Source organism: Streptomyces sp. NPDC044571 (genome assembly GCF_040647115.1).
Lineage (GTDB): Bacteria > Actinomycetota > Actinomycetes > Streptomycetales > Streptomycetaceae > Streptomyces.
Genome location: NZ_JBEZBN010000007.1, coordinates 114,660 through 138,425, shown reverse-complemented (window position 1 = coordinate 138,425; position 23,766 = coordinate 114,660). Strand labels below are relative to the sequence as shown.

Below are 23,766 nucleotides of genomic sequence, written 5' to 3'. Positions count from 1 at the left end.
CCGGCTCAGGAGGCGCCCATGGCCTTCTTCAGCTCGGCGGCCGCGTTGCGGTACACCGGCAGCAGGTCGAGGTCCTCGCCCGGGTAGTTGACGATCTTCACCTGCTTCGCGCCCGCGTCGGGCAGCACGGTCCCGGTCGACATGTGGGCGTTGTCCAGGACGAACGCGGGCTTCTTCGCGGAGAGTCCGGCAAGCTGCGCCGGAGTGACGGGCTCGGGCCCGTAAGCGCCCACCACCGTGGCGCCGGCCAGCTTCGCCGACCAGGCGGTGAAGACCTGGGTCACCACGGAGGGGCTCTTGCCCCCGGGCCAGGCCGCCTGGAGCTCCTTGTTCAGCTTCGCGTACTCGGCGTCGAAGCCGGTCCTCCACTGCGCGGCGGCGTCCTCGGTGCCGAAGAGCTTGCCCAGCTTCGCGATCTCGGCGCCCACCTTCTCGGGGTCGTTGTCGAGGTTCACCTCGACCAGTTCGGCCTTGGATCCCGCGGCCTCCTTGATCTTGGCAGCGTACGGCTCGAAGGGCGCGTAGAGCACGAAGTCCGCTTTGGCCACGGCCGCGAGGTCGGAGGGCTTCGGGTCGTAGTCGGGAGCGTGGTGCACGGACTGCGGCACGATGACCTTGACGTCCTCGGCGCCGGCTGCCTTGGCGAAGGCGCCTTCCCAGGTCGTGGTCACGACCACGACGGGCTTTCCGTCGTGCGGCTGCTTGCCGTCGTGGCCGTCCTTGCCGGCGCCGGTCGACGCGTCGTTCCCGCAGCCGGCGGTCAGGAGCAGAGCCGCGCTCAGTGCGAAGAGGGAAGGGATGCGGACGCGGGTGCGCGCCATGAGCTGGTTCTCCGTTCGGGTGTGAAGTGCACGGCGAGGACAACGAGCCCCGCCGTCAGGACGAGGACCGGGCCGGGCGGCCAATCCAGCCACAGGGCCAGAAGGAATCCCGTCAGGTTGACGGTGATGCCGATGCCGACCGCCCAGAGGGTGATCGACTTGAGCGAGCTGCCGAGCCTGCGGGCCGCGAGCGCGGGCAGCAGGGTCAGGGCGTCGACCAGCAGGGCGCCGGTCAGCTTGATCGCCCCGGCGACCGCGATCGCGACCAGCACCAGGAGCGCTGCGGTCAGGGCCCGCACCGGCACCCCCGAGCACTGGGCCAGCTCGCGGTCGTACAGCAGCAGACCGATCTCGCGCCGCCGCCACCAGAACAGGCCCGGGACGACGGCGGCCAGGACCCCGAGGACGACCAGGTCCGCGGTGCCGACCGACAGGATCGACCCCCACAGCAGCGCGAAGGCGCCGGAGGCGTTGACCCCCGACACGGCGAGGAGGAGCAGCGCGGCCGCGATCGCCAGGCTCATCAGCAGGCCCATCGCGCCGGACAGGCCGTCCGGCGTCCGGGCCAGCGGGGCGACTCCCGCACCGGCGAGGGCGCACGCGACCAGGGCGCACAGCATCGGGTCGAGCCCGGTCAGCAGGCCGACCGCGATGCCGAGCAGGGCCACGTGCATCATCGCGAACCGCACCGGCATGATGTCCAGCCCGACGATGACCACCCCGATCACGGGCAGTCCGATCGCGGCCAGCAGCAGGGCGATGCCGGCCCGCTGCACCGGCACGAGCTGCAGGAGTGCGCCGAGGTCGGCGGTGGCGAGCGTCATCGGACCTCCCGCAATCGGCCCGCGGCCATCTCCAGTACGCGGTCGCAGCGTTCCGCGAGGATACGGTCGTGCGTCACCACCACCAGCGTCACCGGGAGCGAGGTGAGGACGTCCGCCGCCTCCGCCTGCCCGTCGAAGTCGAGGGCAGCGGTGGGCTCGTCGGCCAGCAGCACCTGCGCTCCGGCGGCCACGCAGCCGATCGCCCTGGCCAGGTACATCCGCTGCAACTGGCCGCCCGAGAGGGTGTGCAGGGGCCGTCCGGTCAGTGCCCCGACGCCCAGCCGCGCCGCCGCTTCAGCGGCTTCCCCGGGTGCGGTGCTGCCGGCCAGCAGCTCGGAACCGAGGAGCGGGAACCGTCCGGCCGCCGGCTTCTGCGGGATCCAGGCACAGGCCCGCCGCCGCCAGGCCCACTCCGCGGGCGACCGGGTGTCCCGTCCGCCGACCAGGATCGAGCCCGACACCTGCCGGTGGAGTCCCAGCACGGCCCGCAACAGCGTGGTCTTGCCCGAACCGTTGGTCCCGGTCAGGGCGACCCGCTCGCCGGCCGCGATCTCCAGATCCACGCCGGCGACCGCCTCCACCCGGCCGTGCCGGCAGGCCACCTCCCGCATGCGTACGTCCAGCCCGCCCATCACACGTTCCTCAATCGTCCGTAGCAGCTCGGAGCGGGCGCCGCGCCCGCCCCCCGCGTCGCAGTAGTCGGATGACGAGCCCGACGAGTTCCCCCGGATCACGGATCGGTTCGTGCTCCTGGATTGAGTACGCGTACTCATGGCCGGCCCGAATCCGCCTTGTAGCCTGCCGGAAAGAAGATCAGCAAGCGGAGGGGCGAACGGCATGTCCACACCGATCGGTGGTCCCACACGGGGCTTCTGGATCACGCCAGGCGAAGTCCAGAAGGCCGGCGACTCGGCCCGCAAGGTGGCCAAGGACATCCCCGACGAGATCAAGACCCTGTACAAGCCGACGGACGCGGCGGTGGCGGGTCTCGCCGGTTTCGAGACCGCCAAGGCGATCGACGACTGCCTGGAGGCGTGGGCGAAGGCGCTGCGCTCGCTGGCGGGCCTGGTGGAAGGGGCGGCGGACGCGGTCGGCTCGTCCGGTACGAGCTTCGCCCGGGAGGACCACGAGCGCGGGCGGTCCTTCCTGGGCCTCGCCCCGTACACGCCGTACGCGCCGGGCGTCACGGCCCCGGGGGCACATGGCCCGTACGCCCCGTACACCCCGGGGGTGACCCTCCCCCCGGTGTCGAACGGAGGGCACTGACAGATGCGGGTCTCGGAACTCCGCGACGCCAAACCGCTCCTGCTGACGGACGCGGGTGACGCCTGGGACAAGCTGGCGGAGAAGTTCGCCACGCACACCGCCGACTGCGGCAAATATCTGCACCAGCCCCTCCAGCAGGGCAACTGGGGCGGGATCGCCGCCGAGTCCGCCGCCGACCGGCTCGCCCGGATACAGCGCGACCTGATCGTGGCCAAACAGGAACTCGACGCCGTGGGTACGGTGTTGAGGGCCTGCGGCGAGGAGTTCGCGGCGCAGCAGGGCAAGCTCGCGGACGCCGTGGCGGACGCGACGGGGGCCGGGTACCACGTCGCGGACGACGGCAAGGTCACCGCGCCGAGCGTCGACACCGGCGGGATGAAGCCCGGCGACGTGGCGATGATGCAGCGCGACCAGGCGACCCGCGCGCAGGGGTACGCCGACCGCATCGGCGACGCCCTGGCGGCGGCGCAGAAGGCGGACAAGGAGTACGCGGCGGCGATCAAGCTCTTCACCGACGCGGCCAACCGCTGCGCGAAGGGCGACTGGAGCACGGGCATGCTGGAGCTGGCCAAGGCGGACGAGGTCAACCGCGAGCTGCTGCACGAGCTCGGCATGCCGGACAAGAACGGTTCCCCCGCCGCCGTACAGGCGTGGTGGACGCAGCTGTCCCCCAGCCTCCAGGCCGAGCTGATCCAGGACTACCCCCAGGAGATCGGCAACCGCGACGGCATCCCGGCCGCCGACCGAGACCGGGCCAACCGGACGTACCTGCCGATGCTGCTCAACAGGCTGGAGGCGGAGTACGCAGGAGCGGACGGGGACGAGGCGAAGGCGCTCAAGGACAAGATCGAAGGACTGCAGGGCATCAGGAAGCAGCTGTCGGCGGACGGCGAGCCGCGCCCGTACCTGCTGGGCATCGGCTCGGAGGGCAAGGGCCGGGCGATAGTCTCCTTCGGCAACCCGGACACCTCGAAGAACGTCTCCGCGTACGTGCCGGGGCTCAACACCAAGCTGAGCGGCCACTTCGCGTCGTCGGACGTGGACCGGGCCCGGAACGTGGCGACCATGGCGAACAAGATGTACCCCGACACCACGACCGCCTCGGTGGTGTGGCTCGGCTACGACTGCCCGCAGCTCGACAGCTTCTCGTGGTCGGCGACGGACGTGATGAGCAAGGACGATGCCAAGGCGGGAGCTCCGGCGTACGACAAGTTCCTGAGCGGCATCAGGGCCACTCACGAGTCCGGCTCGCCGCATGTGACGGCCATCGGCCACTCGTACGGCTCGCTCACGGTGGGCCAGGCGACGCAGCAGCCCGGCGGTATCCCGGCGGACGACGTGGTCCTGGTCGGCAGCCCCGGCGTGGGTGTGAACAAGGCGTCCGACCTGGGGGTGGGGGCGAACCACGTGTACGTGGGCGCGGCGGAGAACGACCAGGTCACCTACCTCCCGTCGCCGAACCTCCTGGAGTACGTGGCACCGGGAAGCGAGTACGGACCGAAGAAGAACTGGTTCGGTACGGACCCCGCGGACAACCACTTCGGCGGCCACCACTTCGCCGTGGCCCCGGGCAAGGACACGGGCCTGACGGGCCTGGCGACGGGTGACCTCCCCGCGCACTCGCTCTACTTCGACCCCGACGCGGGCGGCGACTCCCTCTCCAACATCGCGAGCGTGGTGACCGGCCACGGCGACCGCATCACGACGGCGAGGCCCCGATGAGGCGGGCACGGGTGGTGGCGTGCGCGGTGCTGATGACGGCGCTGGCGGCGTGCGGGTCTGGCGGGGCCGGGGGCGGGCAGACGAAGAGCGGCGACCAGCAGGTACGGCAGACGCAGAAGGCATCGAAGATGGACATGCAGCAGGCGGGCGAGGGCTCGGAAAAGATCCTGGACGACACGCTGGCGGCGATCCAGCCGCCTGTCGAGTGGGTGTACGGCGCTCCCCTGCAGGAGGCGTGCAGCACCGACCTCAACGAGCCGACGGGCAGGACGACGGTCACCCGCAGCCGCAACATCATGACCGTGGTCTCCCCGCACCGCCGCGGCAGCCTCCTGGGCGTGGTCCAGCGCCACTGGGAGCAGCAGGGCTTCAAGGTCACGAGCGTGCGGAACGACGAGTCGATGCCATGGGTCCGCGCGAGCCGCCCGGACGGCTTCACCGTGTCGCTGCAGGTGGGGAGTGTGGGGAACGTGTTCATCAGCGCGAGTTTTGCGTGCGCGCAGGACTCGGCCATGACGTATCCGGCGGGGACGCCGGGCCGGCCCGGGGGGCCTCGGGCGGAGGAGCTCCGGCCTCGGGAGCGGTCGGAGTTCTGGTCGGCGGAGGAGTGAGGCAGCCGCGTCAGACCTCGACGTCTCGACGTGGTGACGCGACTGCCTCACCGAGCGGCGGTGCAAGCGCGCGACGAGACGTCGGCCGGTCGGCGCCGGAACGCGCCCCGGCCCGGTGCGCGGGGCGGACCCGGTGGACGCGTCCGGGAACGCGGCGGAGCGCTCGCGCGTTGAGGGGGTAGCGGTCGACTAAGGGTGGAGGTGTCCGCAGATGTCCAAGCGCGGGAAGGTGGCGGTTGCCGGAGTCGCGGCAGCCATCGTGTTGTTCTGGGCGGTCGGTTTCTGGGCTGGTCTGCTGGTCCTCATCGGAGTGCCGCTGGGTGCCTATCTGCTGCTGGACTCCTCCCAGCGGCGCCGACTGCGGGGCATATCGAGGAAGCAGCTGGGTCAGTAGTAGTCGCGCATCAGCGCCGTCGCCCACTCCGGCTGGCGGTGTTCGCCCCGCGGGCCGAACTCGGCCATGTACGGCTTCAGGTCCAGGACCGGGGTGCCGTCGACTGCATCCAGACCCTCCACGTGCACGTCGAGGCCGTCCACCTTCACCACCCGGCACCGCGAGAGGCCCAGCCGGTTCGGCCGGTTCTTGCCGCGCTGGGCGAAGATCCCGACCAGCGGCCACTCCTCGTTCCCGCGGGGGTGGCGGGCGCCCGTCTCGATCTTCTCCACGGGCACCCGGTCGAAGTGGTACACCACCTCGACGTGCGAGAAGTCGGCCAGCCCGTACAGTGCCTCCGGGCCGAACCGCTCCCCGTCCAGGCGGATCACGGCCGTCTCCCGTCCCCAGTCGTCGTCGACGACCTCGGCGCGCCCTCCGACCACCACACCCACCGGCTCGGATTGCACCAGCATCACGTCCCCCTCGTGTCAGGCCGGGCGCACGGCGACGCGGTCCAGCGCCGCCAGCAGCTCCTGAAGTTCCGGTAGCCCATGATCCCCCACGCGGGGCACGGGGAGAACCTCCCCCGGCTCCTCGTCGAGCAGGACGAAGGCCGCGTCGTCGGTCCGGGCCACCAGCGACCATCCGGGCCCGTCCACCCGCAGCGTCCGCGCGCCCTCTGCCGCGAAGGAAGAACGCACCCGCCCGGGCGGCGGCGGGCTCTGCGTGTACTCCACCGCTTCCTTCAGCGCCCGCGCGAGCCCCGGGTGCGCCGCGGCCGCCGCCCCGCCGTCCGTCGCGACGCGCTCCCGCCAGTCGGACCACTCCCGGGCGATCTGATCCGCGCCCATCCGCCGCTGTACGGCACCCCACACCTCCGCGGAGGGCGGCGCCAGCGGCACCCGGCCGGTCCCGTCGGCACCCTGCTCGGGGTCGTGCGGTTCCGGGATGCCCGGCGTGGCCACCGACAGGTCCAGCGGCCAGCCCGCCAGCGAGACCACGATGGTCCGCTCGTCGGGGGACAGGTCGTAGTCCATTCCGCAGTCCCAGGAGGCGATCGCCGCGGCCACGAGCGAGACGTCGTCGACGACGACCGTCCAGCGCGCCCCCTCCTCGTCCTGGCCCAGCACCAGCCCGTAGCCGTCCGGCGCCGGCGGTACGCCCAGCAGCGCGCAGGCCTCGGGGAAGTCGTCACCGAGGATGCCCGGAAACTGGGCGGGGGTCAGCAGCACGGCGGTCAGCACGTAGAGCGAGCCGCCGCCCTCATCGTCGGACACGTAGCCTCCCGGTCGCTCTGTCGTCGGCGCACCCTAACCAGCGGGTAACCCCTGCGTCGAGAGCCTGCGGCCGGCGATTTCCAAGGCCGCTACCTGCACGTAGAGTTGGGGACCCGCCACAGAAAGGGACACCCCGGTGCAGCGTTACGACCGGCTGAGGGAGATCCTCCGGCTCGATCCCGACGAAGATTTCCTCACCATCTACCGGCTCACCGCCACCTGTGAATTCCCCTGGGACTTCACCCGGGCCCTGGAACTCGCACTCTTCCGGACCTATGCCGTCCCCAGCATCGGCCGCCTGCTGGCCGAGACCGCCGAGTTCACCGAGCGCCCGCAGAAGCGCTACGACGACACGGCGCTGCTGCTCGACGCCGTCGTGGAGCACGGCTTCGAGAGCGAGACCGCGCGGACGGCGATCCGCCGCATCAACCAGATGCACCGCAGCTACGACATCGGCAACGAGGACATGCGCTACGTCTTGTGCACGTTCGTGGTGATTCCGGCGCGCTGGCTGGATGCGTACGGCTGGCGTCCGATGACCCGCCACGAGCGCCGGGCCTCGGCGAACTACTACGCCACACTCGGCCGACACATGGGCATCAAGGACATTCCGGGCTCCTACGAGGAGTTCGAGGAGACGCTGAACGCCTACGAGCAGTCCCACTTCGGCTGGGACGAGGGCGGCCGCAAGGTCGCCGACTCCACCCTCGGCCTGATGGCCTCCTGGTACCCGGCCCCGCTCGCCCCCGCCGTCCGCGGCGCGAGCCTCGCCCTGCTCGACGAGCCGCTGCTGGACGCCTTCCGCTTCGAGCGCCCCCACCCGCAGGTCCGGCGGCTCGTCCGGGGAGCCCTGCGGCTGCGCGGCCGCGCGGTGCGGCTCCTGCCACCGCGCAGGGCCCCGCACTACGCCCGCCAGAACCCGGAGATCAAGGGTTACCCCCACGGCTACGACGTGGGCGAGCTCGGCACCTTCCCCGTGCCCGGCCCGGGGGGATGCCCCGTGCCGCACCCCCGCCGGCCTGCCGGGGCCGAGGCTCAGCCCCCGATGTGATCCGGGGGGCCGGCGCGCGTCAGGCCTGACGGACCGCGAGCGCCAGGAAGCGGGTGTCCTCGTCGGCGTACGAGGTCATCCGCCAGCCCGAACCGGCCAGCAACGGGCCGAGGTTGTGCTCCGCCCGCATGTCGTCCGGCGTCAGCGCGCGGCCGTGCCGGGCCGCCAGGGCCGCCCGCCCGATCGGATGGAACAGCGCGAGCCGGCCGCCCGGGCGCACCACGCGGGCCAGCTCCCCGAGGTTCGCCTCCGGGTCCGGCAGGTGGGCGATCAGACCCGCCGCGAACACCGCGTCGAGCACCCCGTCGCGCAGTGGCAGCCGGGCGACATCGGCCAGCAGCAGCGCGCCGTCGGCGCCGCGCCCGGCCTGCTGCGCGGCGGACAGCATCTGCGCGGTGAGGTCGGCGCCGAGCACCGTACCGGTCGGGCCGACGGCGGCCCGCAGGGCGGCCAGCGCCCGCCCGGTCCCGCACCCCGCGTCGAGCACCCGGTCCCCGGGCCGCAGCCCGAACTCGCCCACGGCGCGCTGGAAGGCCGGCCCGTCGTCGGGGAACTTCCGGTCCCAGTCGGCGGCGCGCGCCCCGAAGAAGTCCTGCACGTGCGTGTGGTCCTCGCTCATGTGGACATGATCCCCCACCGCGCCGCCGCTTCACCGGGCCCGTCCGCCCCACGCGTGGGGACCGTGGGCAAGGTGGCACGCGGCGTGATCGAAGGCGAACGTATCTCTGTCATATTCCAGCAGTTCCAGCGTCTTTCGAAATGCGCCCCTTGTTCGTGGCCTCACCCGGACTAGCGTCCCGGGGCCATGGGACACCTCGACCACGCGGCCTACGGCTGGCTGACCCCCGTACTCTCCTACGTGATGGCATCGATAGGTGCCGCCCTCGGCCTGCGCTGCACCGTACGCGCGCTCGCCGCCACCGGCTCCTCGCGCCGCAACTGGCTCCTCACGGCGGCCTCCGCCATCGGCACCGGCATCTGGACGATGCACTTCGTCGCCATGCTCGGCTTCGACGTCACCGGCACCGAGATCCACTACAACGTGCCGCTGACCATCCTCAGCCTGCTCGTCGCCGTACTGGTCGTCGGCTCCGGTGTCTTCGCCGTCGGCTACGGCAGGAACCGCGGCCGCGCCCTCTTCCTCGGCGGCCTCACCACGGGCCTCGGCGTCGCGAGCATGCACTACCTCGGCATGGCCGCCCTGCGCCTGCACGGCAGGATCACCTACGCACCGCTCACCGTCGGCCTCTCGGTCGCCATCGCGGTGGTCGCGGCCACCGCCGCCCTCTGGGCCGCGCTCAACATCAAGTCACCGGTCGCCGTCGCCGTGGCCTCCCTCGTCATGGGCGCCGCCGTCAGCAGCATGCACTACACCGGGATGATGGCCGTCGCGGTCCGCGTCACGCCGTCCGACCACGCACTGCCCGGCGCGACCGCCATGCAGTTCATCTTCCCGCTCGCGGTCGGGCTCGGCTCCTACCTCTTCATCACCTCGGCCTTCGTCGCGCTCTCCCCGACCGCCGACGAACGCGCCGCCTCCGCCTCGGCCGCCCGGCACCTGGGTGAGCAGGCCGCGCCGCCCCTGCCCGCCCGCTGACGCCCGACCAGGACCGCAGGAACGAGGAGCCCATGCGCATTCCCCGCAGACAACCGGCAGCGGCGGCGCCGCAACTGCCCGCGCCGCCGGTACGCGGGCGCCGGGCCCACGCCGGACCGCCCGCCGACGAAGCACGGGCGGCAGAGCAGGACACCGCGGCATGGGAGAGCGCGGTCGGGCAGGACGCGGCGCGGGGGAGCGGGCACGCGCCACCCGCGCCCGGCGGCGCCCCCGCACCCGGCCCGCGGCGGGGACTGCGTCCCCGGACCGTCCGCGCAAAGATCGTCTCCCTGCTGATGGTGCCGGTGGTCTCGCTGCTCGCCCTCTGGGGCTTCGCCACCGTCAGCACCGCCCAGGACATCGCCCGGCTCAGCCGGGTCCAGCGGGTCGACGCCCAGGTCCGCACCCCCGTCGTCGCCGCCGTCACCGAGCTCCAAGCCGAACGGCGCGCGGCCCTGCGCCACCTGGCCGACCCCGCTGCCGGCCAGGACGGCGCTCTGGATCAGCAGTCGCGCCGCACCGATGCGGCCGTGGCGCGGCTGCGCCTCGGCGACCGCCACACCGTGGCCGAATCCGGCGACTACCGCAGCGACGTCGTCGTCCGCCTCGACGCCTTCGTCGCCGCCGCCGAGGGGCTGGGATCCGCCCGCAAGGAGATCGCGGACCGCCGCGCCACCCCCGACGCGGCCTACGAGACGTACACGCACGTCCTCGACACCGCCCTGGCCGTCAGCGGCTCCCTCGCCGGCGGTGAGCGGGCCGAACTCGGCCCCGACGCCCGTGTCCTGCTCGAATTCGCCCGCGCCGGCGAACTGCTCGCGCGGGAGGACGCGCTGCTGACGGTACCGGGCCCGCGCACCGCCGAAACGCTTCGGCGTCTCACCGCGGTCATCGAGACCCGCCGCGCCCTCGTCGCGAGCTCCACCGCCGACCTGCCCACCGCCCAGCAGGACGCCTGGCAGTCCGTCGCCAAGAGCGCCGCCTATGCCGAGCTCACCGCCGCCGAGGACCGGGTGCAGGCCGCCGGAGCCGCCAAGGACGTCCGCGGTGCACCCGCGGGATGGGACGCCGCGTACACCGGCATCAGCAGCTCGATCCGGGAGATCGAGCAGGCGGCGCACACCGCGGCGGTCTCCCGCAGCGACTCCTTCGCCCGGGGCGCGCTCAGCCCGGCCGGAGCCGCCGTGCTGCTGGGCCTGGCCGCCGTCGCCGCCTCCCTCGTCATCTCCGTACGCATCGGGCGCGCCCTCCTCGTCGAGCTCGTCTCGCTGCGCAACACCGCGCTGGAGATCGCCCACCGCAAACTCCCGCACGCCATGGACCGGCTGCGCGCAGGCCAGGAGATCGACGTCGATGCCGAGACCCCGCCGGGACCGGCTGCCGACGACGAGATCACCCAGGTCGGCGAGGCGCTGGCGACCGTCCACCGGGCGGCCCTCGGCGCCGCCGTCGAGAGGGCCGAGCTGGCCAGCGGAGTCAGCGGGGTCTTCGTCAACCTCGCCCGGCGCAGCCAAGTCCTGGTGCACAAGCAGCTCACCCTGCTCGACTCGATGGAGCGGCGCGCCGACGACCCCGGCGAGCTCGGCGACCTGTTCCGCCTCGACCACCTCACGACGCGGATGCGCCGGCACGCCGAGAGCCTGATCATCCTGTCGGGCGCGGCCCCGGGGCGGGCCTGGCGGATGCCGGTGCCGCTGACCAATGTCGTACGCGCCGCCGTGTCGGAGATCGAGGACTATCCGCGGATCGAGGTCCGGCAACTGGCCGAGGCGGCGGTCATCGGCGGCGCCGTCGCCGACCTCACGCACCTGCTCGCCGAACTCATCGAGAACGGCGCCCAGTTCTCACCGCCGCACACCAAGGTCCACGTCAGCGGCGAGCCCGTCGGCGCCGGATACGTGCTGGAGGTCGAGGACCGGGGGCTCGGCATGGGCCCCGAATCCCTCCACGAGGCCAACCGGCGCATCGAACAGTCCGAGGCGCTCGACCTCTTCGACAGCGACCGGCTCGGACTGTTCGTGGTCAGCCGCCTCGCCGCCCGGCACGGGGTGAAGGTGCACCTGCGCCCGTCACCGTACGGGGGCACGACCGCGGTGGTGCTGCTGCCGAACTCCCTGCTCCAGGGCGTGTTGGCGGCCTCCTCCCCGGGAACCGCAGGCGCATCGGGCGCATCAGGCGCATCCGGCACGTTCGGCACGGTGGTCACACCGGGCGCAGCGGCGGCTCCGGCGCAGCCCCCTGAACCGGTCGCGACGCCGAAGCAGCAGCCGCGCGCGCCGGGAGCCGTACCTGCGCCCGCGCCCGTGCCCGCGCCGGCGCCCGTACCTGCGCCCGCGCCCGTGATGACGGTCGTACGGGAGGAGCAGCCCCGCCCGGCCTCCGTGGCACCGCTGCGGCCGCGCGGCTCAGGCGGCGCCGCTCCCCGTACCCCCTCGGGGCCGGCACGGGCACCGGCAGAGGCAGCGGCCGCCGAACTTCCGCGCCGCGTACGGCAGGCCAGTCTGGTCCCGCAGCTGCGCGAGGCTCCCGCCGCCGAAGAGCCGGCGGGCTCACACCTCCCCGGGGCCGACGCGCCGGGGCGCAGCCCGGAACAGGCCCGGGACCGTATGGCGGCCTACCGGGCCGGCTGGGTCCGCGGGGCCCAGGAGAACTCCGCCCACGCAGGCGGCGAAGGAGAGCAGCGATGATCGAACACCACAGAAGCAGCAGCCTCGACGGCGGGCGCCGGTCCGGCGAACTGGACTGGCTGCTGGACGACCTGGTGGTCCGGGTCCGCGAGGTCCGGCACGCCGTGGTCCTGTCCAACGACGGGCTGGCGGTGGGCGCGTCCAGCGCGCTCAGCCGTGAGGACGCGGAACACCTGGCGGCCGTCGCCTCCGGCTTCCACAGTCTGGCGAAGGGCGCGGGCCGGCACTTCCACGCCGGGGGCGTGCGCCAGACGATGGTGGAGATGGACGAGGGCTTCCTCTTCGTCGCGGCCGCCGGGGACGGTTCGTGCCTGGCCGTGCTCAGCGCAGCCAGCGCCGACATCGGGCTGATCGCCTATGAGATGGCCCGGCTGGTGAAGCGGGTCGGGGAGCACCTCTACACCCCGCCCCGGTTCGCGGCGCAGCCGCCGGCCGCGGGCTGAGGCGGCGGTCCGGCACATGGAAGGCCAGTGGTACGACGCCGACGCGGGCCCGCTCGTCCGCCCGTACGCGATGACGGGCGGACGGACGAAGCCGGGACCCCACGGTGTCCGGTTCGACCTGATCGCGCTGGTCGTCGTGGATCCGGGGGGCACGGACCCCGCGGCGGAGTCGCTGCTCGGCCCCGAGCACCGGGCGCTGCTCGGGCTCTGCCGGTCCGAGACCCAGTCGGTGGCGGAACTCGCCGCCGATGCGGACCTGCCCGTGGGCGTGGTGCGGGTGCTGCTCGGGGACCTGCTGGAGGCGGGGCACGTCAAGGTGAGCCGGCCGGTGCCGCCCGCCCGGTTGCCGGACGAGCGGATTCTGCGTGAAGTCATCGAGGGATTGCGAGCGCTGTGATGGGACACGAGGACGGAACCGGGGCCGGAGCGGACGGTGAACTGGCTTCTCTCGCGCTGAAGATTCTCGTGGCGGGCGGCTTCGGCGTCGGCAAGACCACGCTGGTCGGCGCGGTCAGCGAGATCCGGCCGCTGCGGACGGAGGAACTGCTCAGCGAGGCGGGCGAGACGGTCGACGACACGGACGGGGTGGCGCAGAAGACGACCACGACCGTGGCCATGGACTTCGGGCGGATCACCATCCGGTCCGGGCTGGCGCTCTACCTGTTCGGTACGCCGGGCCAGGACCGGTTCTGGTTCCTGTGGGACGAGCTGTCCCAGGGCGCGCTGGGGGCGGTCGTGCTCGCCGACACCCGGCGGCTGGAGGACTGCTTTCCGGCGGTGGACTACTTCGAGCACCGCCGGATCCCCTTCGTGGTCGCCGTCAACTGCTTCAGGGGCGCGCGCGGTTACGGCGCGCACGAGGTGGCGCGGGCGCTGGACCTGGAGCACGGGACACCGGTGGTGCTGTGCGACGCACGGGACAAGGACTCGGGGAAGGAAGTGCTGATCAGGCTGGTCGAGTACGCAGGCAGGGTGCACACGGCCCGACTTCTGGACTCGGTGGAGCCGCAGGCCGGTCCGGTGTGAACCGGGCCGCGCACGGCTCTTGCGCCATCTTCCTCGCCACGAGGACATCACCTTGCCCCAAAGCCGCTGGTGGGGAAGGCTGGCGGGCACTACTACGCGGGGTGGGGCGCGGCCACGGAGGCGGCGTCGACGGGGAGGGGCTCGACATGGCATTGGACAAGCAGCTCGACTGGCTCCTGGACGACCTCACGCGCCGGGTCCAGCAGGTCCGGCATGCGGTGGTGCTGTCCAACGACGGCCTGGTGACGGGCGCGAGCGCCGGGCTGGCCCGGGAGGACGCGGAGCATCTGGCGGCCGTGGCGGCGGGTCTGCAGAGCCTGGCGAAGGGATCGGGACGGCACTTCCGGGCCGGCGAGGTACGCCAGACCATGGTCGAGTACGACGAAGGCGTCCTGTTCGTCATGGCGGCGGGCGCGGGGAGCAGCCTGTGCGTCCTCAGCGCCGACGAGGCGGACATCGGGCAGGTCGCCTACGAGATGACGCTGCTGGTCAACCGGGTCGGCGAGCACCTGGGCGTGGCGGAACGACGGATCACCGGAGGCTGAGTCCAGGGTGCCCGGCAGAGTTATCCACAGGCCTGGCCGGCTGTCGTAGCACTGAGTTACGGTCTTTACACAGAGTGATCGCGATCGCGGTCGCCACGCGTGGGGGAGGACCGTCATGAAGGTTGCAGTCGAAGCCGCTCAGGCCGTACGGGTGGAAGTGCCATCGCAGCGGATCGTGGGCGGGGCCCGGGCCGCCGGGGAACTGGGGCTCAGCCGGAGCGAGTTCGCCCGGGCCGTTCAGTTGGGGCTCGTACGTCCCGAGCCGTCGGTGCGCGGCGCAGGCGCAGCCTATGCGCAGGCCGAGCTGGACCGGGTCACATCCGCCGAGGGCTTTCCGCAGGCACTGCGGGCGCAGGTCGAGACCGTCGCCGGAGCGGAGGCCGCGGGAGGTGTACTGGGCATCAGCCCCGGCCGGTTCACCCGGCTGGCCCGGTGCGGACACCTCACCCCGGTCGGCTACCGGATCAACCGGTACCGGGCGGTGGTGTGGCTCTATCTCGCCGAGGAGCTGAGGCAGTTCGCCGCCCGGGAGCCCGGCATGCTGCGGGGGAGTGCGCCCCCGGGGGACCGGGAGCTGATGGAGGCCAAGGCGGATCTGCGCCCGCGGGCGTGGCGCGCCCGGCATGTGGGGCTGTTGCTGAGACGAACCGCCGACCCCTGGGAGCGGGCTGCCGTTCTGGCCTCGGTGCTCCCGGAGGACGAGGTGTGCGAGGCAGTGCCCGACCCGGCGGAGCGGACCGTGCTCGCCGCGCTCGCTCCGCCCCCGCCGTACGGGCACCCGCAGATTCCGGCCGCGGCGGCCGTGGCGGTCCGGCTGCTGCGGGCCGGGCCGCCGGACGAGATCGACTGGTACCGCACCAGTCTGGACTTCGCGCTCAGCGGGGCCCGGGGTCAGTCGAAGTCGACGGGGGAGAGGGGGCCGACGTAGACCCAGGCCCCGCCCTCCCGCGTGAAGCTGCTGTGCTCGTGCAGGGAACCGGTGTGCCCGCCCTCGCGGTAGTGCGCCCGGAACTCCACCGAACCCTCCGTGTCGAACATCCCGCCGCGCTCGGCGGCGAGGATCTCCAGTCGCAGCCAGCGCTGTCCGGGATCCAGGTCGAGCCGGCCGGGCCGGGTGTCCGGGTGCCAGGAGCGCAGCAGGTAGGCGGTGTCGCCGACGGCGAAGGCGCTGAAGCGGGAGCGCATCAGCAGCTCGGCGGTGGGCGCCTGGCGCTCACCGGAGTGGAAGCGGCCGCAGCACTGCGGGTAGGCGGCGGGCAGCCCGCAGGGACAGGGGAGGGCCGGGGAGGTCATGGATGCGCTCAGTTCTCCGGGTTCGGTTCGGCCGACGGGGATGCGGCCGGGGGGTGGGGATACGGGCGGAAGAGGCCTTCCTGGACCACGGAGACCAGGAGCCTGCCCTCCAGGTCGTAGATGCGGCCCCGGGCCAGGCCCCGGCCGCCGTGCGCGATGGGTGACTCCTGGTCGTACAGGAACCACTCGTCCGCGCGGAACGGCCGGTGGAACCACATCGCGTGGTCCAGGGAGGCCATGTCGAAGCCGCGCACGCCCCACAGCGGTTCCACGGGGATGCGCACGGCGTCGAGGAGGGTCATGTCACTGGCGTAGGTGAGGGCGCAGGTGTGCACGAGCGGGTCGTCGCCCAGCGGCCCGACCGCTCGCATCCACACCGCGCTGCGCGGATCGGCGTCCTTGAGCTCCTCGGGGGTCCAGCGGAGCCGGTCCGCGTACCGGATGTCGAACGGCTGGCGGCGGGCCATCCGCTCCAGGGCCTCGGGCAGCGCGCCCAAGTGCTCGCGGATCTCGTCGACGACCTTCGGGAGCGTGTCCGGGTGGGGGAAGTCGAGGCGAGGAGGCAGCTGGTGTTCGATGCTGCCCTCCTCCGGATGGTGGAAGGAGGCGGTCAAATTGAAGATCGTTTTGCCCTGCTGGACCGCGGTGACGCGCCGGGTGGTGAAGGACCGCCCGTCGCGCACCCGTTCCACCTGGTACACGATCGGCACCCCGGGGATGCCGGGGCGCAGGAAGTACGCGTGCAGGGAGTGGACCGGGCGGTCGCTCTCGGTGGTGCGGCCGGCGGCCACCAGGGCCTGGCCGGCGACCTGCCCGCCGAAGACCCGCTGGAGGGATTCCTGCGGGCTGGCGCCGCGGAAGATGTTGACCTCGATCTGCTCCAGGTCGAGCAGATCGACCAGTCTCTCGGCGGGGTTCGTCATCAGGGGTTCTCCACTGTCGGGCCCGGCAGGGCGGGTCGCTGGCGGGTGGGGCGCTCTCCCGGACGGAGTCCGGGAGAGCTCAGAGCGCGCCGAGTTCGCCGACCGAGGTCAGCCGGATGACCGCCCGGCCCTCCTCGTCGGACGCGGCGAGGTCGACCTCGGCACTGATGCCCCAGCCATGGTCCCCGGCCGGGTCCGCGAAGGTCTGGCGGACGCGCCACAGACCGTGGGCCGGGTCCTCCTCGATCTGCAGCAGCTTCGGGCCGCGCGCGTCGGGGCCCGTGCCCAGGTCGTCGTACTCGTCCCAGTAGGCGTCCATGGCCTCGCCCCACGCGTCGGCGTCCCAGCCCGACTCGCCGTCCAGCTCGCCCAGCTCGTCGATGCGGTCCAGGGCGGCCAGTTCCACCCGGCGGAACATGGCGTTGCGGACCAGGACGCGGAAGGCGCGCGCGTTCGCGGTGACCGGCTTGACCTGGTCGGCCTTCTCCTGGGCTTCCTCCGCCGTCTCCACCTCCGGGTTCGCCAGCTGCTCCCACTCGTCGAGGAGGCTGGAGTCGACCTGGCGGACGAGCTCGCCCAGCCAGGCGATGAGGTCCTGGAGGTCCTCGGACTTCAAGTCGTCCGGGATGGTGTGGTCGAGCGCCTTGTACGCACTGGCCAGGTAGCGCAGCACGATGCCCTCGGTGCGGGCGAGCTCATAGAAGGAGGTGAACTCGGTGAAGGTCATCGCGCGTTCGTACATGTCGCGGATGATCGACTTCGGGGAGACCGGGTGGTCGCCGACCCACGGGTGGCTCTTGCGGTACACGTCGTAGGCGTGCAGGAGGAGCTCTTCGAGCGGCTTGGGATAGGTGACGTCCTGGAGCCGTTCCATCCGCTCCTCGTACTCGACGCCGTCGGCCTTCATCGCGCCCACGGCGATGCCGCGTTCCTTGTTCTGCTGGGCCGCCAGGATCTGGCGAGGGTCGTCCAGCGTGGACTCCACGACCGAGACCATGTCGAGCGCGTAGGAGGGGGACTCGGGGTCGAGCAGGTCGAAGGAGGCCAGGGCGAAGGTGGACAGCGGCTGGTTCAGTGCGAAGTCCTGCTGGAGGTCGACCGTGAGCCGGACGGTGCGGCCCTCCGCGTCCGGGGTGTCGAGCTTCTCCACCACGCCGCCGTCCAGCAGCGAGCGGTAGATGGCGATCGCCCGGCGGATGTGGCGCAGCTGTGCCTTGCGCGGCTCGTGGTTGTCCTCAAGCAGGTGCCGCATCGCCTGGAAGGCATCGCCCGGCCGGGCGATGACCGACAGCAGCATGATGTTGGTGACCTTGAAGCGGGAGGTGAGCGGCTCCGGGTCGGCGGCGATCAGCTTCTCGAAGGTGGTGTCCGACCAGGCGACGAAGCCCTCGGGAGCCTTCTTGCGCACCACCTTGCGGCGCTTCTTCGGGTCGTCACCCGCCTTCGCGAGCGCCTTCTCGTTCTCGATGACGTGCTCGGGTGCCTGGGCGACCACGAAGCCCGCCGTGTCGAAGCCGGCGCGTCCGGCCCGGCCGGCGATCTGGTGGAACTCACGGGCGCGCAGCGTCCGCACCCGGTTGCCGTCGTACTTGGTGAGCGCGGTGAACAGCACCGTGCGGATCGGGACGTTGACGCCGACGCCGAGGGTGTCGGTACCGCAGATCACCTTCAGCAGCCCCGCCTGGGCCAGCTTCTCCACCAACCGCCGGTACTTGGGCAGCATGCCCGCGTGGTGCACGCCGATACCGTGCCGCACGTAGCGCGAGAGGTTCTGGCCGAACTTGGTGGTGAAACGGAAGTTGCCGATCAGCTCCGCGATCTTGTCCTTCTCCTCGCGGGTGCACATGTTGATGCTCATCAGCGACTGCGCCCGTTCGACCGCTTGGGCCTGGGTGAAGTGCACGATGTAGACCGGAGCCTGCCGGGTCTCCAGCAGCTCGGTGATGGTGTCCGTAATGGGCGTGGTGACGTACTCGTACGACAGCGGGACGGGCCGGGTCGCGGAGCGGACCACCGAGGTCGGGCGGCCGGTGCGCCGGGTCAGGTCCTCCTCGAACCGCTTCACGTCGCCGAGGGTCGCGGACATCAGGACGAACTGTGCCTGCGGGAGCTCCAGCAGCGGGATCTGCCAGGCCCAGCCGCGGTCCGGCTCCGCATAGAAGTGGAACTCGTCCATCACGACCTGGCCGATGTCGGCGTACTTGCCGTCGCGCAGGGCGATGGAGGCCAGCACCTCCGCGGTGCAGCAGATCACCGGGGCGTCGGCATTGACCGAGGCGTCGCCGGTCAGCATGCCGACGTTCTCCGTGCCGAACAGCTTGCACAGGTCGAAGAACTTCTCCGAGACCAGCGCCTTGATCGGCGCGGTGTAGAAGGTGACCTTGTCCTGGGCGAGCGCGGTGAAGTGCGCGCCGGCCGCGACCAGGCTCTTGCCGGAGCCGGTCGGAGTGGACAGGATCACGTTCGCTCCGGAGACGACCTCGATCAGCGCCTCCTCCTGAGCCGGGTACAGGGTGATGCCCTGATCCTCCGCCCACGAGGAGAAAGCCTCGAAGAGGGCGTCGGGGTCGGCGTCGGGCGGGAGCTGATCAATGAGGGTCACACCCCCCATCTTGCCTGGCTTCCCCCCGGATGAGGGAACCGGCGGAAGGATCGAAGATCATCGCCGGTACGCTGTGCCGTTGACCGGGCCCGATCGACACCGTCAACGGGGCCCGAACACCACATGACTGGGCGGGGAACGACCATGATGGGTCCGGCGCACTCACTGTCCGGGGCGGCAGCCTGGCTGGGGGTCGGAGCGGCCGCCGCGGCCGCCGGGCACCCGATGCCCTGGCCGGTCCTCGTCGTCGGCGCGCTCATCTGCGCCGGCGCGGCCCTCGCGCCCGACCTCGACCACAAGTCGGCGACGATCTCGCGCGCCTTCGGGCCGCTGTCCCGCGGACTGTGCGAGGTGGTCGACAAGATCTCCTACGCCGTCTACAAGGCCACCCGGGCCCCGAAGGACGCCCGCCGCAGCGGCGGCCACCGCACGCTGACGCACACCTGGCTATGGGCCGTCCTCATCGGTGCCGGCTCCTCCGTGCTCGCGGCCACCACCGACCGCTGGGGCGTGCTCGTCCTGCTCTTCGTGCACCTGGTGCTCGCCGTCGAAGGCCTGCTGTGGCGGGCCGCCCGGATGTCCAGCGACGTGCTCGTCTGGCTGCTCGGCGCCACCAGCGCCTGGATCCTGGCCGGCGTCCTCGACCAGCCGGGCAACGGCGCCGGCTGGCTCTTCACCGGTCCCGGCCAGGAGTACCTGTGGCTGGGCCTGCCCGTCGTCCTCGGCGCCCTGGTCCACGACATCGGCGACGCCCTGACGGTTTCCGGCTGCCCGATCCTGTGGCCCGTACCGATCGCGGGGAAGCGCTGGTACCCCATCGGTCCGCCGAAGGGAATGCGCTTCCGCGCGGGCAGCTGGGTGGAGCTCAAGCTCCTGATGCCCGTGTTCATGCTGCTCGGCGGCGTGGGCGGCGCCTCCGCCCTCGGGTTCATCTAGCCCGGGGGAATCCAGGCGCCGCCCGCGTCCCGCCCGCCCGACCGCCGGTCCTGCCGTCAGCCGTGCCAGGACCGCCACAGGGCCGCGTACGCCCCGTCCGCGGCGACCAGCTCGTCGTGCGAGCCCAGCTCGCTGATCCGGCCGCCCTCGACGACCGCGATCACGTCCGCGTCGTGCGCCGTGTGCAGGCGGTGGGCGATGGCGATGACCGTACGGCCGTCGAGCACCCGGGCCAGCGAGCGCTCCAGGTGCCGGGCGGCGCGCGGGTCCAGCAGCGAGGTGGCCTCGTCCAGCACCAACGTGTGCGGATCGGCCAGCACCAGCCGCGCCAGCGCGATCTGCTGGGCCTGCGCCGGGGTCAGCGCCGTCCCGCCGGAGCCGACCTCGGTGTCCAGGCCCGCTTCCAGGGCCCGGGCCCAGCCGTCCGCGTCGACCGCGCCGAGCGCGGCCCACAGCTCCGCGTCCCCTGCTCCGGTACGTGCCAGCCGCAGGTTGTCCCGCAGCGTGCCCACGAACACGTGGTGCTCCTGGTTGACCAGCGCCACCTGCTCCCGGACCCGCTCCGCCGGCATGTGCGAGAGCCGGGCCCCGCCCAGGGTCACCTCGCCGGTCCGCGGAGCATAGATGCCCGCCAGCAGCCGGCCCAGGGTGGACTTGCCCGCACCCGAGGGCCCCACCAGCGCCATCCGCGTCCCCGAGGGCACCGACATCGACACCTCGTGCAGAACGTCCACGCCCTCCCGGTAGCCGAACCGGACCCCGTCGGCCCGCACCTCCCGCCCGGCCGGGGACACTGCCGCGTCGCCCGCGTCCGGCTCGATCTCCCGTACGCCCACCAGCCGGGCCAGCGAGACCTGGGCCACCTGGAGCTCGTCGTACCAGCGCAGGATCAGGCCGATCGGGTCGACCAGCATCTGAGCCAGCAGCGCACCCGTGGTCAGCTGCCCGACCGACATCCAGCCGTGCAGCACGCAGTAGCCGCCGATCATGAGCACGGCCCCGAGGATCGTCACGAAGGTGACGTTGACGACGGGGAAGAGGACCGACCGCAGGAACAGCGTGTACCGCTCCCATGCCGTCCACTCCTTGATCCGCCGTTCCGACAGCGCGATCCGGCCCGGCCCCAGGCGGTGCGCCTCGACCGTGCGGCCCGCGTCCACCGTCTCGGTGAGCGCCGCCGCGACGGCCGCGTACCCCGCCGCCTCCGACCGGTACGCCGAGGGCGCCCGCCGGAAGTACCAGCGGCAGCCGCCCACCAGTACGGGAAGCGCCACCAGCACGGCCAGCGCCAGCTGCGGCGCCGTCACCGTGAGCGCCCCGAAGAGCAGTCCGGCCCAGACCACCCCGACGGCCAGCTGCGGCACGGCTTCCCGCATCGCGTTGGCCAGCCGGTCGATGTCGGTGGTGATCCGGGACAGCAGGTCACCGGTGCCCGCCCGCTCCAGTACGCCCGGCGGCAGCCCCACCGACCGCACGAGGAAGTCCTCGCGCAGGTCCGCGAGCATCTCCTCGCCGAGCATCGCCCCGCGCAGCCGCACCAGCCGGACGAACAGGGTCTGCACGGCGAGCGCCAGCGCGAACAACAGCGCCACGCGCTCCAGATGCAGTTCGCGCGCCCCCGCCGCGAGCTCGTCCACGACCCGGCCCAGCAGAGAGGGGCCGACCATGGAGGCGATCACCGCGACCGCGTTGACGGTCACCAGCACCGCGAAGGCCCGCCGGTGCCGCCGCAGCAGGCCGCGCACATAGCCCCGTACGGTCGCCGGCGTGCCCACGGGCAGGGTGGCGGCCGATTCGGGGGCCGCCGGATCGTGTTCCGGTGGCGCCACGCCGATCATGCCGATTCCTCGATCTCTGTGAGTTCTTCTTCCAGCCGGACGATCTCCACGCGGGCGAGCCGCTGCTCCTCGTCGGTCTCGCGGGTGACGACCGCCCGGTAGAGCGGCTCCGCCTGGAGCAGCGCCCGGTGCGTACCGCTCGCCGCGACCGCGCCCTCGTGGATCAGGACGACCCGGTCCGCGCGGTCCAGCAGCAGCGGCGAGGAGGCCAGGACCACCGTGGTGCGCCCGGCCCGCAGGGCGGCGATCCCGTCGGCGATCCGTGCCTCGGTGTGCGAGTCCACCGCCGAGGTCGGCTCGTCCAGGACCAGCACCTCCGGATCGGTCGACAGGGACCGGGCCAGGGCCAGCCGCTGGCGCTGGCCGCCGGACAGTGACCGGCCGCGCTCGGTGATCCGTGCGTCCATCGGATCGTCCACGCCGTCCGGCGCCGACTGCAGCAGCGCGTCCAGGACGTCCGCGCACTGCGCGGCGGCGAGCGCCGCCGCGGGCTCCACCGCCCCGGACGCCGGTACGTCGAACAGCTCGCGCAGCGTCCCCGACAGCAGCACCGGATCCTTGTCCTGTACGAGGACCAGCGTGCGCGCCGTGTCCAGCGCGAGGTCGTCCAGCGCGACCCCGCCGAGCAGCACCGACGCTCCCTCGGCCGGACCGCTGCCGTCGGCGGGATGGCCGCCGAGGCGTTCGGCGAGCCGGCCCGCCAGGTCCGGGTCCCCGCACACCACGGCGGTGAACAGCCCCGACGGGGCCAGCAGCCCGGTCACCGGGTCGTACAGGTCACCGCCCGCCGCCGGGGCCTGCGCGGCCCGCGCGGGAGCCGTCGGTCGCGCGGAGGCCTCCGTCCGCGACAGCGCCAGCACCCGGGCGGCCCGCTGGGCGGAGGGCCGGGAGAAGGAGTACGCCATCGCGATCTCCTCGAAGTGCCGCAGCGGGTAGAGCATCGTGGCCACCGCGCTGAAGGCGGCGACGAGTTCACCGACCGCCAGCCGGCCGTCCAGCACGAGCGCCGAGCCGTACCAGACCACCGTGATCAGCAGCGCTCCCGGCAGCAGCACCTGGATCGCCGAGATCAGCGCCCACATCCGGGCGCTGCGCACGGCGGCCTCGCGCACGTCCTGCGAGGCCTCGCGGTAGCGGCCGAGGAAGAGTTCCTCACCGCCGATGCCCCGCAGGACCCGCAGGCCCGCCACGGTGTCGGACGCCAGTTCGGTGGCCTTGCCCGCCTTCTCGCGCTGCACGTCGGCACGCCGGGTGGCGCGCGGCAGCAGCGGCAGCACGGACAGGGCCAGTACGGGGACGCCGATCGCTACCACGACGCCGATCGCGGGCGCGTAGAACAGCAGGCCGACGCAGATGGCGACGACGGCGAAGGCGGCGGCGAGGAAGCGCGAGACCGCCTCGACGAACCAGCCGATCTTCTCCACGTCACCCGTGGAGACCGCCACCACCTCGCCGGCCGCCACGCGCCGGGTCAGGGCCGAGCCGAGCTCCGCGGTCTTGCGGGCGAGCAGCTGCTGCACGCGGGCCGCGGCGGTGATCCAGTTGGTGACGGCGGTCCGGTGCAGCATGGTGTCGCCCACCGAGATCGCGGTGCCGATCACGAGCAGCAGCCCGCCGACCAGCAGCAGCCGGGAGCCGTCGGGCTCCACGACCGCGTCGACCCCCAGGCCCACCGTGTACGGCAGTCCGGCGACACCGCAGAAGTGCACCAGCCCCCAGCACAGGCTCTTGACCTGTGCGCCGAGTTGGCCGCGCCCGAGCCACACCAGGAAGCGCGGACCGGAGCGGGCGTCGGGTACCCCGGGATCCGGATAGGGAAGATCGCTGATCTGCATGACGCCCCATGACGGTCGAGTGGTTCAAACCGTGCAAGGTTCGCGTTCCGGGCCGGTCCCCGGCAATCGATTTTGCGTTGGCCAAGGGCTGAC

At 72.5% G+C, this 23,766-nt stretch carries 24 protein-coding genes; 13 read left to right on the top strand and 11 right to left on the bottom strand.

Annotated elements, in window-relative coordinates:
- Positions 1–5: 5 nt before the first annotated feature.
- From AB0B01_RS06120 to AB0B01_RS06110, 3 genes are read right to left on the bottom strand one after another with little or no spacing between them, the layout of a single operon-like run.
- Positions 6–821: a zinc ABC transporter substrate-binding protein gene (locus AB0B01_RS06120; protein ID WP_361713405.1), complete on the bottom strand. Its 816-nt coding sequence runs from the start codon at positions 819–821 to the stop codon at positions 6–8.
- Positions 779–1,645 carry a metal ABC transporter permease gene (locus AB0B01_RS06115; protein ID WP_361713403.1) on the bottom strand — a complete coding sequence of 289 codons (867 nt, stop codon included), beginning with the start codon at positions 1,643–1,645 and terminating at the stop codon, positions 779–781. Before AB0B01_RS06115 ends, AB0B01_RS06120 begins: the two co-directional genes overlap by 43 nt.
- Complete coding sequence (locus AB0B01_RS06110) at positions 1,642–2,277, bottom strand: ATP-binding cassette domain-containing protein (protein ID WP_361713401.1); 636 nt, start codon at positions 2,275–2,277, stop codon at positions 1,642–1,644. The genes AB0B01_RS06115 and AB0B01_RS06110 overlap by 4 nt, the downstream gene beginning before the upstream one ends.
- Positions 2,278–2,482: 205 nt before the next feature.
- Here AB0B01_RS06110 and AB0B01_RS06105 point away from each other — a divergent pair, with 205 nt between their 5' ends.
- The 4 genes from AB0B01_RS06105 (at position 2,483) to AB0B01_RS06090 (ending at position 5,638) form a co-directional block, all read left to right on the top strand.
- Positions 2,483–2,911 (top strand): hypothetical protein, encoded by a 429-nt coding sequence (locus AB0B01_RS06105; protein WP_361713399.1) that lies wholly within the window; start codon positions 2,483–2,485, stop codon positions 2,909–2,911.
- Positions 2,912–2,914: 3 nt separating this feature from the next.
- Entirely contained in the window at positions 2,915–4,633 is a 1,719-nt protein-coding gene (locus tag AB0B01_RS06100; protein WP_361713397.1) for an alpha/beta hydrolase, read from the top strand.
- On the top strand, positions 4,630–5,244 hold the full coding sequence (locus AB0B01_RS06095; RefSeq protein ID WP_361713395.1) for a hypothetical protein: 615 nt from the start codon (positions 4,630–4,632) through the stop codon (positions 5,242–5,244). The genes AB0B01_RS06100 and AB0B01_RS06095 overlap by 4 nt, the downstream gene beginning before the upstream one ends.
- 211 nt (positions 5,245–5,455) lie before the next feature.
- Complete coding sequence (locus tag AB0B01_RS06090; protein ID WP_361713394.1) at positions 5,456–5,638, top strand: hypothetical protein; 183 nt, start codon at positions 5,456–5,458, stop codon at positions 5,636–5,638.
- Here AB0B01_RS06090 and AB0B01_RS06085 read toward each other — a convergent pair.
- Entirely contained in the window at positions 5,632–6,093 is a 462-nt protein-coding gene (locus AB0B01_RS06085; protein ID WP_361713392.1) for an SAM-dependent methyltransferase, read from the bottom strand. The two genes, AB0B01_RS06090 and AB0B01_RS06085, sit on opposite strands and share 7 nt — an antisense overlap.
- A 15-nt stretch (positions 6,094–6,108) precedes the next feature.
- Positions 6,109–6,897 carry a hypothetical protein gene (locus tag AB0B01_RS06080; protein WP_361713390.1) on the bottom strand — a complete coding sequence of 263 codons (789 nt, stop codon included), beginning with the start codon at positions 6,895–6,897 and terminating at the stop codon, positions 6,109–6,111.
- Positions 6,898–7,033: 136 nt separating this feature from the next.
- On the opposite strand from AB0B01_RS06080, the gene AB0B01_RS06075 reads away from it, so the two are divergent.
- Positions 7,034–7,948: an oxygenase MpaB family protein gene (locus tag AB0B01_RS06075; protein ID WP_361713388.1), complete on the top strand. Its 915-nt coding sequence runs from the start codon at positions 7,034–7,036 to the stop codon at positions 7,946–7,948.
- A 19-nt stretch (positions 7,949–7,967) separates the two neighbouring features.
- Here the strand turns inward: AB0B01_RS06075 and AB0B01_RS06070 are convergent, their stop codons facing one another.
- Complete coding sequence (locus tag AB0B01_RS06070) at positions 7,968–8,567, bottom strand: methyltransferase domain-containing protein (protein ID WP_361713386.1); 600 nt, start codon at positions 8,565–8,567, stop codon at positions 7,968–7,970.
- A 186-nt stretch (positions 8,568–8,753) separates the two neighbouring features.
- On the opposite strand from AB0B01_RS06070, the gene AB0B01_RS06065 reads away from it, so the two are divergent.
- The 7 genes from AB0B01_RS06065 (at position 8,754) to AB0B01_RS06035 (ending at position 15,174) form a co-directional block, all read left to right on the top strand.
- On the top strand, positions 8,754–9,545 hold the full coding sequence (locus AB0B01_RS06065) for an MHYT domain-containing protein (RefSeq protein WP_361713384.1): 792 nt from the start codon (positions 8,754–8,756) through the stop codon (positions 9,543–9,545).
- Between the two features lie 32 nt (positions 9,546–9,577).
- Positions 9,578–12,232 (top strand): nitrate- and nitrite sensing domain-containing protein, encoded by a 2,655-nt coding sequence (locus AB0B01_RS06060; protein ID WP_361713382.1) that lies wholly within the window; start codon positions 9,578–9,580, stop codon positions 12,230–12,232.
- Entirely contained in the window at positions 12,229–12,675 is a 447-nt protein-coding gene (locus tag AB0B01_RS06055; RefSeq protein ID WP_361713381.1) for a roadblock/LC7 domain-containing protein, read from the top strand. Before AB0B01_RS06060 ends, AB0B01_RS06055 begins: the two co-directional genes overlap by 4 nt.
- Positions 12,676–12,691: 16 nt before the next feature.
- Positions 12,692–13,072, top strand: a complete 381-nt coding sequence (locus AB0B01_RS06050; RefSeq protein ID WP_361713379.1) for a DUF742 domain-containing protein — start codon at positions 12,692–12,694, stop codon at positions 13,070–13,072.
- The gene (locus AB0B01_RS06045; RefSeq protein ID WP_361713377.1) at positions 13,072–13,701 is read left to right on the top strand and encodes an ATP/GTP-binding protein; all 630 of its coding nucleotides are present in this window, start codon (positions 13,072–13,074) and stop codon (positions 13,699–13,701) included. The genes AB0B01_RS06050 and AB0B01_RS06045 overlap by 1 nt, the downstream gene beginning before the upstream one ends.
- 146 nt (positions 13,702–13,847) lie before the next feature.
- Complete coding sequence (locus AB0B01_RS06040) at positions 13,848–14,246, top strand: roadblock/LC7 domain-containing protein (RefSeq protein ID WP_361713376.1); 399 nt, start codon at positions 13,848–13,850, stop codon at positions 14,244–14,246.
- Positions 14,247–14,361: 115 nt separating this feature from the next.
- Positions 14,362–15,174 carry a DUF6397 family protein gene (locus AB0B01_RS06035; RefSeq protein WP_361713374.1) on the top strand — a complete coding sequence of 271 codons (813 nt, stop codon included), beginning with the start codon at positions 14,362–14,364 and terminating at the stop codon, positions 15,172–15,174.
- Here the strand turns inward: AB0B01_RS06035 and AB0B01_RS06030 are convergent.
- The 3 genes from AB0B01_RS06030 to AB0B01_RS06020 form a co-directional block, all read right to left on the bottom strand.
- Positions 15,138–15,539, bottom strand: coding sequence for a YchJ family protein (locus tag AB0B01_RS06030; protein WP_361713372.1), 402 nt, complete (start codon positions 15,537–15,539; stop codon positions 15,138–15,140). The genes AB0B01_RS06035 and AB0B01_RS06030 overlap by 37 nt on opposite strands.
- Positions 15,540–15,547: 8 nt before the next feature.
- A complete protein-coding gene (locus AB0B01_RS06025) occupies positions 15,548–16,462 on the bottom strand; it encodes an acyl-CoA thioesterase II (RefSeq protein ID WP_361713370.1) in 915 nt (304 codons plus the stop codon).
- Between the two features lie 79 nt (positions 16,463–16,541).
- Positions 16,542–19,064 carry a DUF3516 domain-containing protein gene (locus AB0B01_RS06020; RefSeq protein ID WP_361713368.1) on the bottom strand — a complete coding sequence of 841 codons (2,523 nt, stop codon included), beginning with the start codon at positions 19,062–19,064 and terminating at the stop codon, positions 16,542–16,544.
- A 144-nt stretch (positions 19,065–19,208) separates the two neighbouring features.
- Between AB0B01_RS06020 and AB0B01_RS06015 the strand changes: the two genes are divergently transcribed.
- The gene (locus AB0B01_RS06015) at positions 19,209–20,000 is read left to right on the top strand and encodes a metal-dependent hydrolase (RefSeq protein ID WP_361713366.1); all 792 of its coding nucleotides are present in this window, start codon (positions 19,209–19,211) and stop codon (positions 19,998–20,000) included.
- 56 nt (positions 20,001–20,056) lie between these two features.
- Here AB0B01_RS06015 and AB0B01_RS06010 read toward each other — a convergent pair whose 3' ends face one another.
- Together AB0B01_RS06010 and AB0B01_RS06005 are read right to left on the bottom strand one after the other, a co-directional pair.
- A complete protein-coding gene (locus AB0B01_RS06010) occupies positions 20,057–21,838 on the bottom strand; it encodes an ABC transporter ATP-binding protein (protein ID WP_361713364.1) in 1,782 nt (593 codons plus the stop codon).
- Positions 21,835–23,673, bottom strand: a complete 1,839-nt coding sequence (locus AB0B01_RS06005; protein ID WP_361713362.1) for an ABC transporter ATP-binding protein — start codon at positions 23,671–23,673, stop codon at positions 21,835–21,837. The genes AB0B01_RS06010 and AB0B01_RS06005 overlap by 4 nt, the downstream gene beginning before the upstream one ends.
- Positions 23,674–23,766 lie beyond the last annotated feature (93 nt).

Excerpts from the sequence above, each read along its gene's own strand:
- AB0B01_RS06065 (WP_361713384.1), top strand. The coding sequence starts at position 8,754 with ATGGGACACCTCGACCACGCGGCCTACGGCTGGCTGACCCCCGTACTC.
- AB0B01_RS06025 (WP_361713370.1), bottom strand. The coding sequence starts at position 16,462 with ATGACGAACCCCGCCGAGAGACTGGTCGATCTGCTCGACCTGGAGCAG.
- AB0B01_RS06070 (WP_361713386.1), bottom strand. The coding sequence starts at position 8,567 with ATGAGCGAGGACCACACGCACGTGCAGGACTTCTTCGGGGCGCGCGCC.
- AB0B01_RS06060 (WP_361713382.1), top strand. The coding sequence starts at position 9,578 with ATGCGCATTCCCCGCAGACAACCGGCAGCGGCGGCGCCGCAACTGCCC.
- AB0B01_RS06120 (WP_361713405.1), bottom strand. The coding sequence starts at position 821 with ATGGCGCGCACCCGCGTCCGCATCCCTTCCCTCTTCGCACTGAGCGCG.
- AB0B01_RS06090 (WP_361713394.1), top strand. The coding sequence starts at position 5,456 with ATGTCCAAGCGCGGGAAGGTGGCGGTTGCCGGAGTCGCGGCAGCCATC.
- AB0B01_RS06050 (WP_361713379.1), top strand. The coding sequence starts at position 12,692 with ATGGAAGGCCAGTGGTACGACGCCGACGCGGGCCCGCTCGTCCGCCCG.
- AB0B01_RS06015 (WP_361713366.1), top strand. The coding sequence starts at position 19,209 with ATGATGGGTCCGGCGCACTCACTGTCCGGGGCGGCAGCCTGGCTGGGG.
- AB0B01_RS06030 (WP_361713372.1), bottom strand. The coding sequence starts at position 15,539 with ATGACCTCCCCGGCCCTCCCCTGTCCCTGCGGGCTGCCCGCCGCCTAC.
- AB0B01_RS06100 (WP_361713397.1), top strand. The coding sequence starts at position 2,915 with ATGCGGGTCTCGGAACTCCGCGACGCCAAACCGCTCCTGCTGACGGAC.
- AB0B01_RS06035 (WP_361713374.1), top strand. The coding sequence starts at position 14,362 with ATGAAGGTTGCAGTCGAAGCCGCTCAGGCCGTACGGGTGGAAGTGCCA.
- AB0B01_RS06045 (WP_361713377.1), top strand. The coding sequence starts at position 13,072 with ATGGGACACGAGGACGGAACCGGGGCCGGAGCGGACGGTGAACTGGCT.
- AB0B01_RS06055 (WP_361713381.1), top strand. The coding sequence starts at position 12,229 with ATGATCGAACACCACAGAAGCAGCAGCCTCGACGGCGGGCGCCGGTCC.
- AB0B01_RS06105 (WP_361713399.1), top strand. The coding sequence starts at position 2,483 with ATGTCCACACCGATCGGTGGTCCCACACGGGGCTTCTGGATCACGCCA.
- AB0B01_RS06040 (WP_361713376.1), top strand. The coding sequence starts at position 13,848 with ATGGCATTGGACAAGCAGCTCGACTGGCTCCTGGACGACCTCACGCGC.
- AB0B01_RS06095 (WP_361713395.1), top strand. The coding sequence starts at position 4,630 with ATGAGGCGGGCACGGGTGGTGGCGTGCGCGGTGCTGATGACGGCGCTG.
- AB0B01_RS06110 (WP_361713401.1), bottom strand. The coding sequence starts at position 2,277 with ATGGGCGGGCTGGACGTACGCATGCGGGAGGTGGCCTGCCGGCACGGC.
- AB0B01_RS06115 (WP_361713403.1), bottom strand. The coding sequence starts at position 1,645 with ATGACGCTCGCCACCGCCGACCTCGGCGCACTCCTGCAGCTCGTGCCG.
- AB0B01_RS06005 (WP_361713362.1), bottom strand. The coding sequence starts at position 23,673 with ATGCAGATCAGCGATCTTCCCTATCCGGATCCCGGGGTACCCGACGCC.
- AB0B01_RS06085 (WP_361713392.1), bottom strand. The coding sequence starts at position 6,093 with ATGCTGGTGCAATCCGAGCCGGTGGGTGTGGTGGTCGGAGGGCGCGCC.
- AB0B01_RS06010 (WP_361713364.1), bottom strand. The coding sequence starts at position 21,838 with ATGATCGGCGTGGCGCCACCGGAACACGATCCGGCGGCCCCCGAATCG.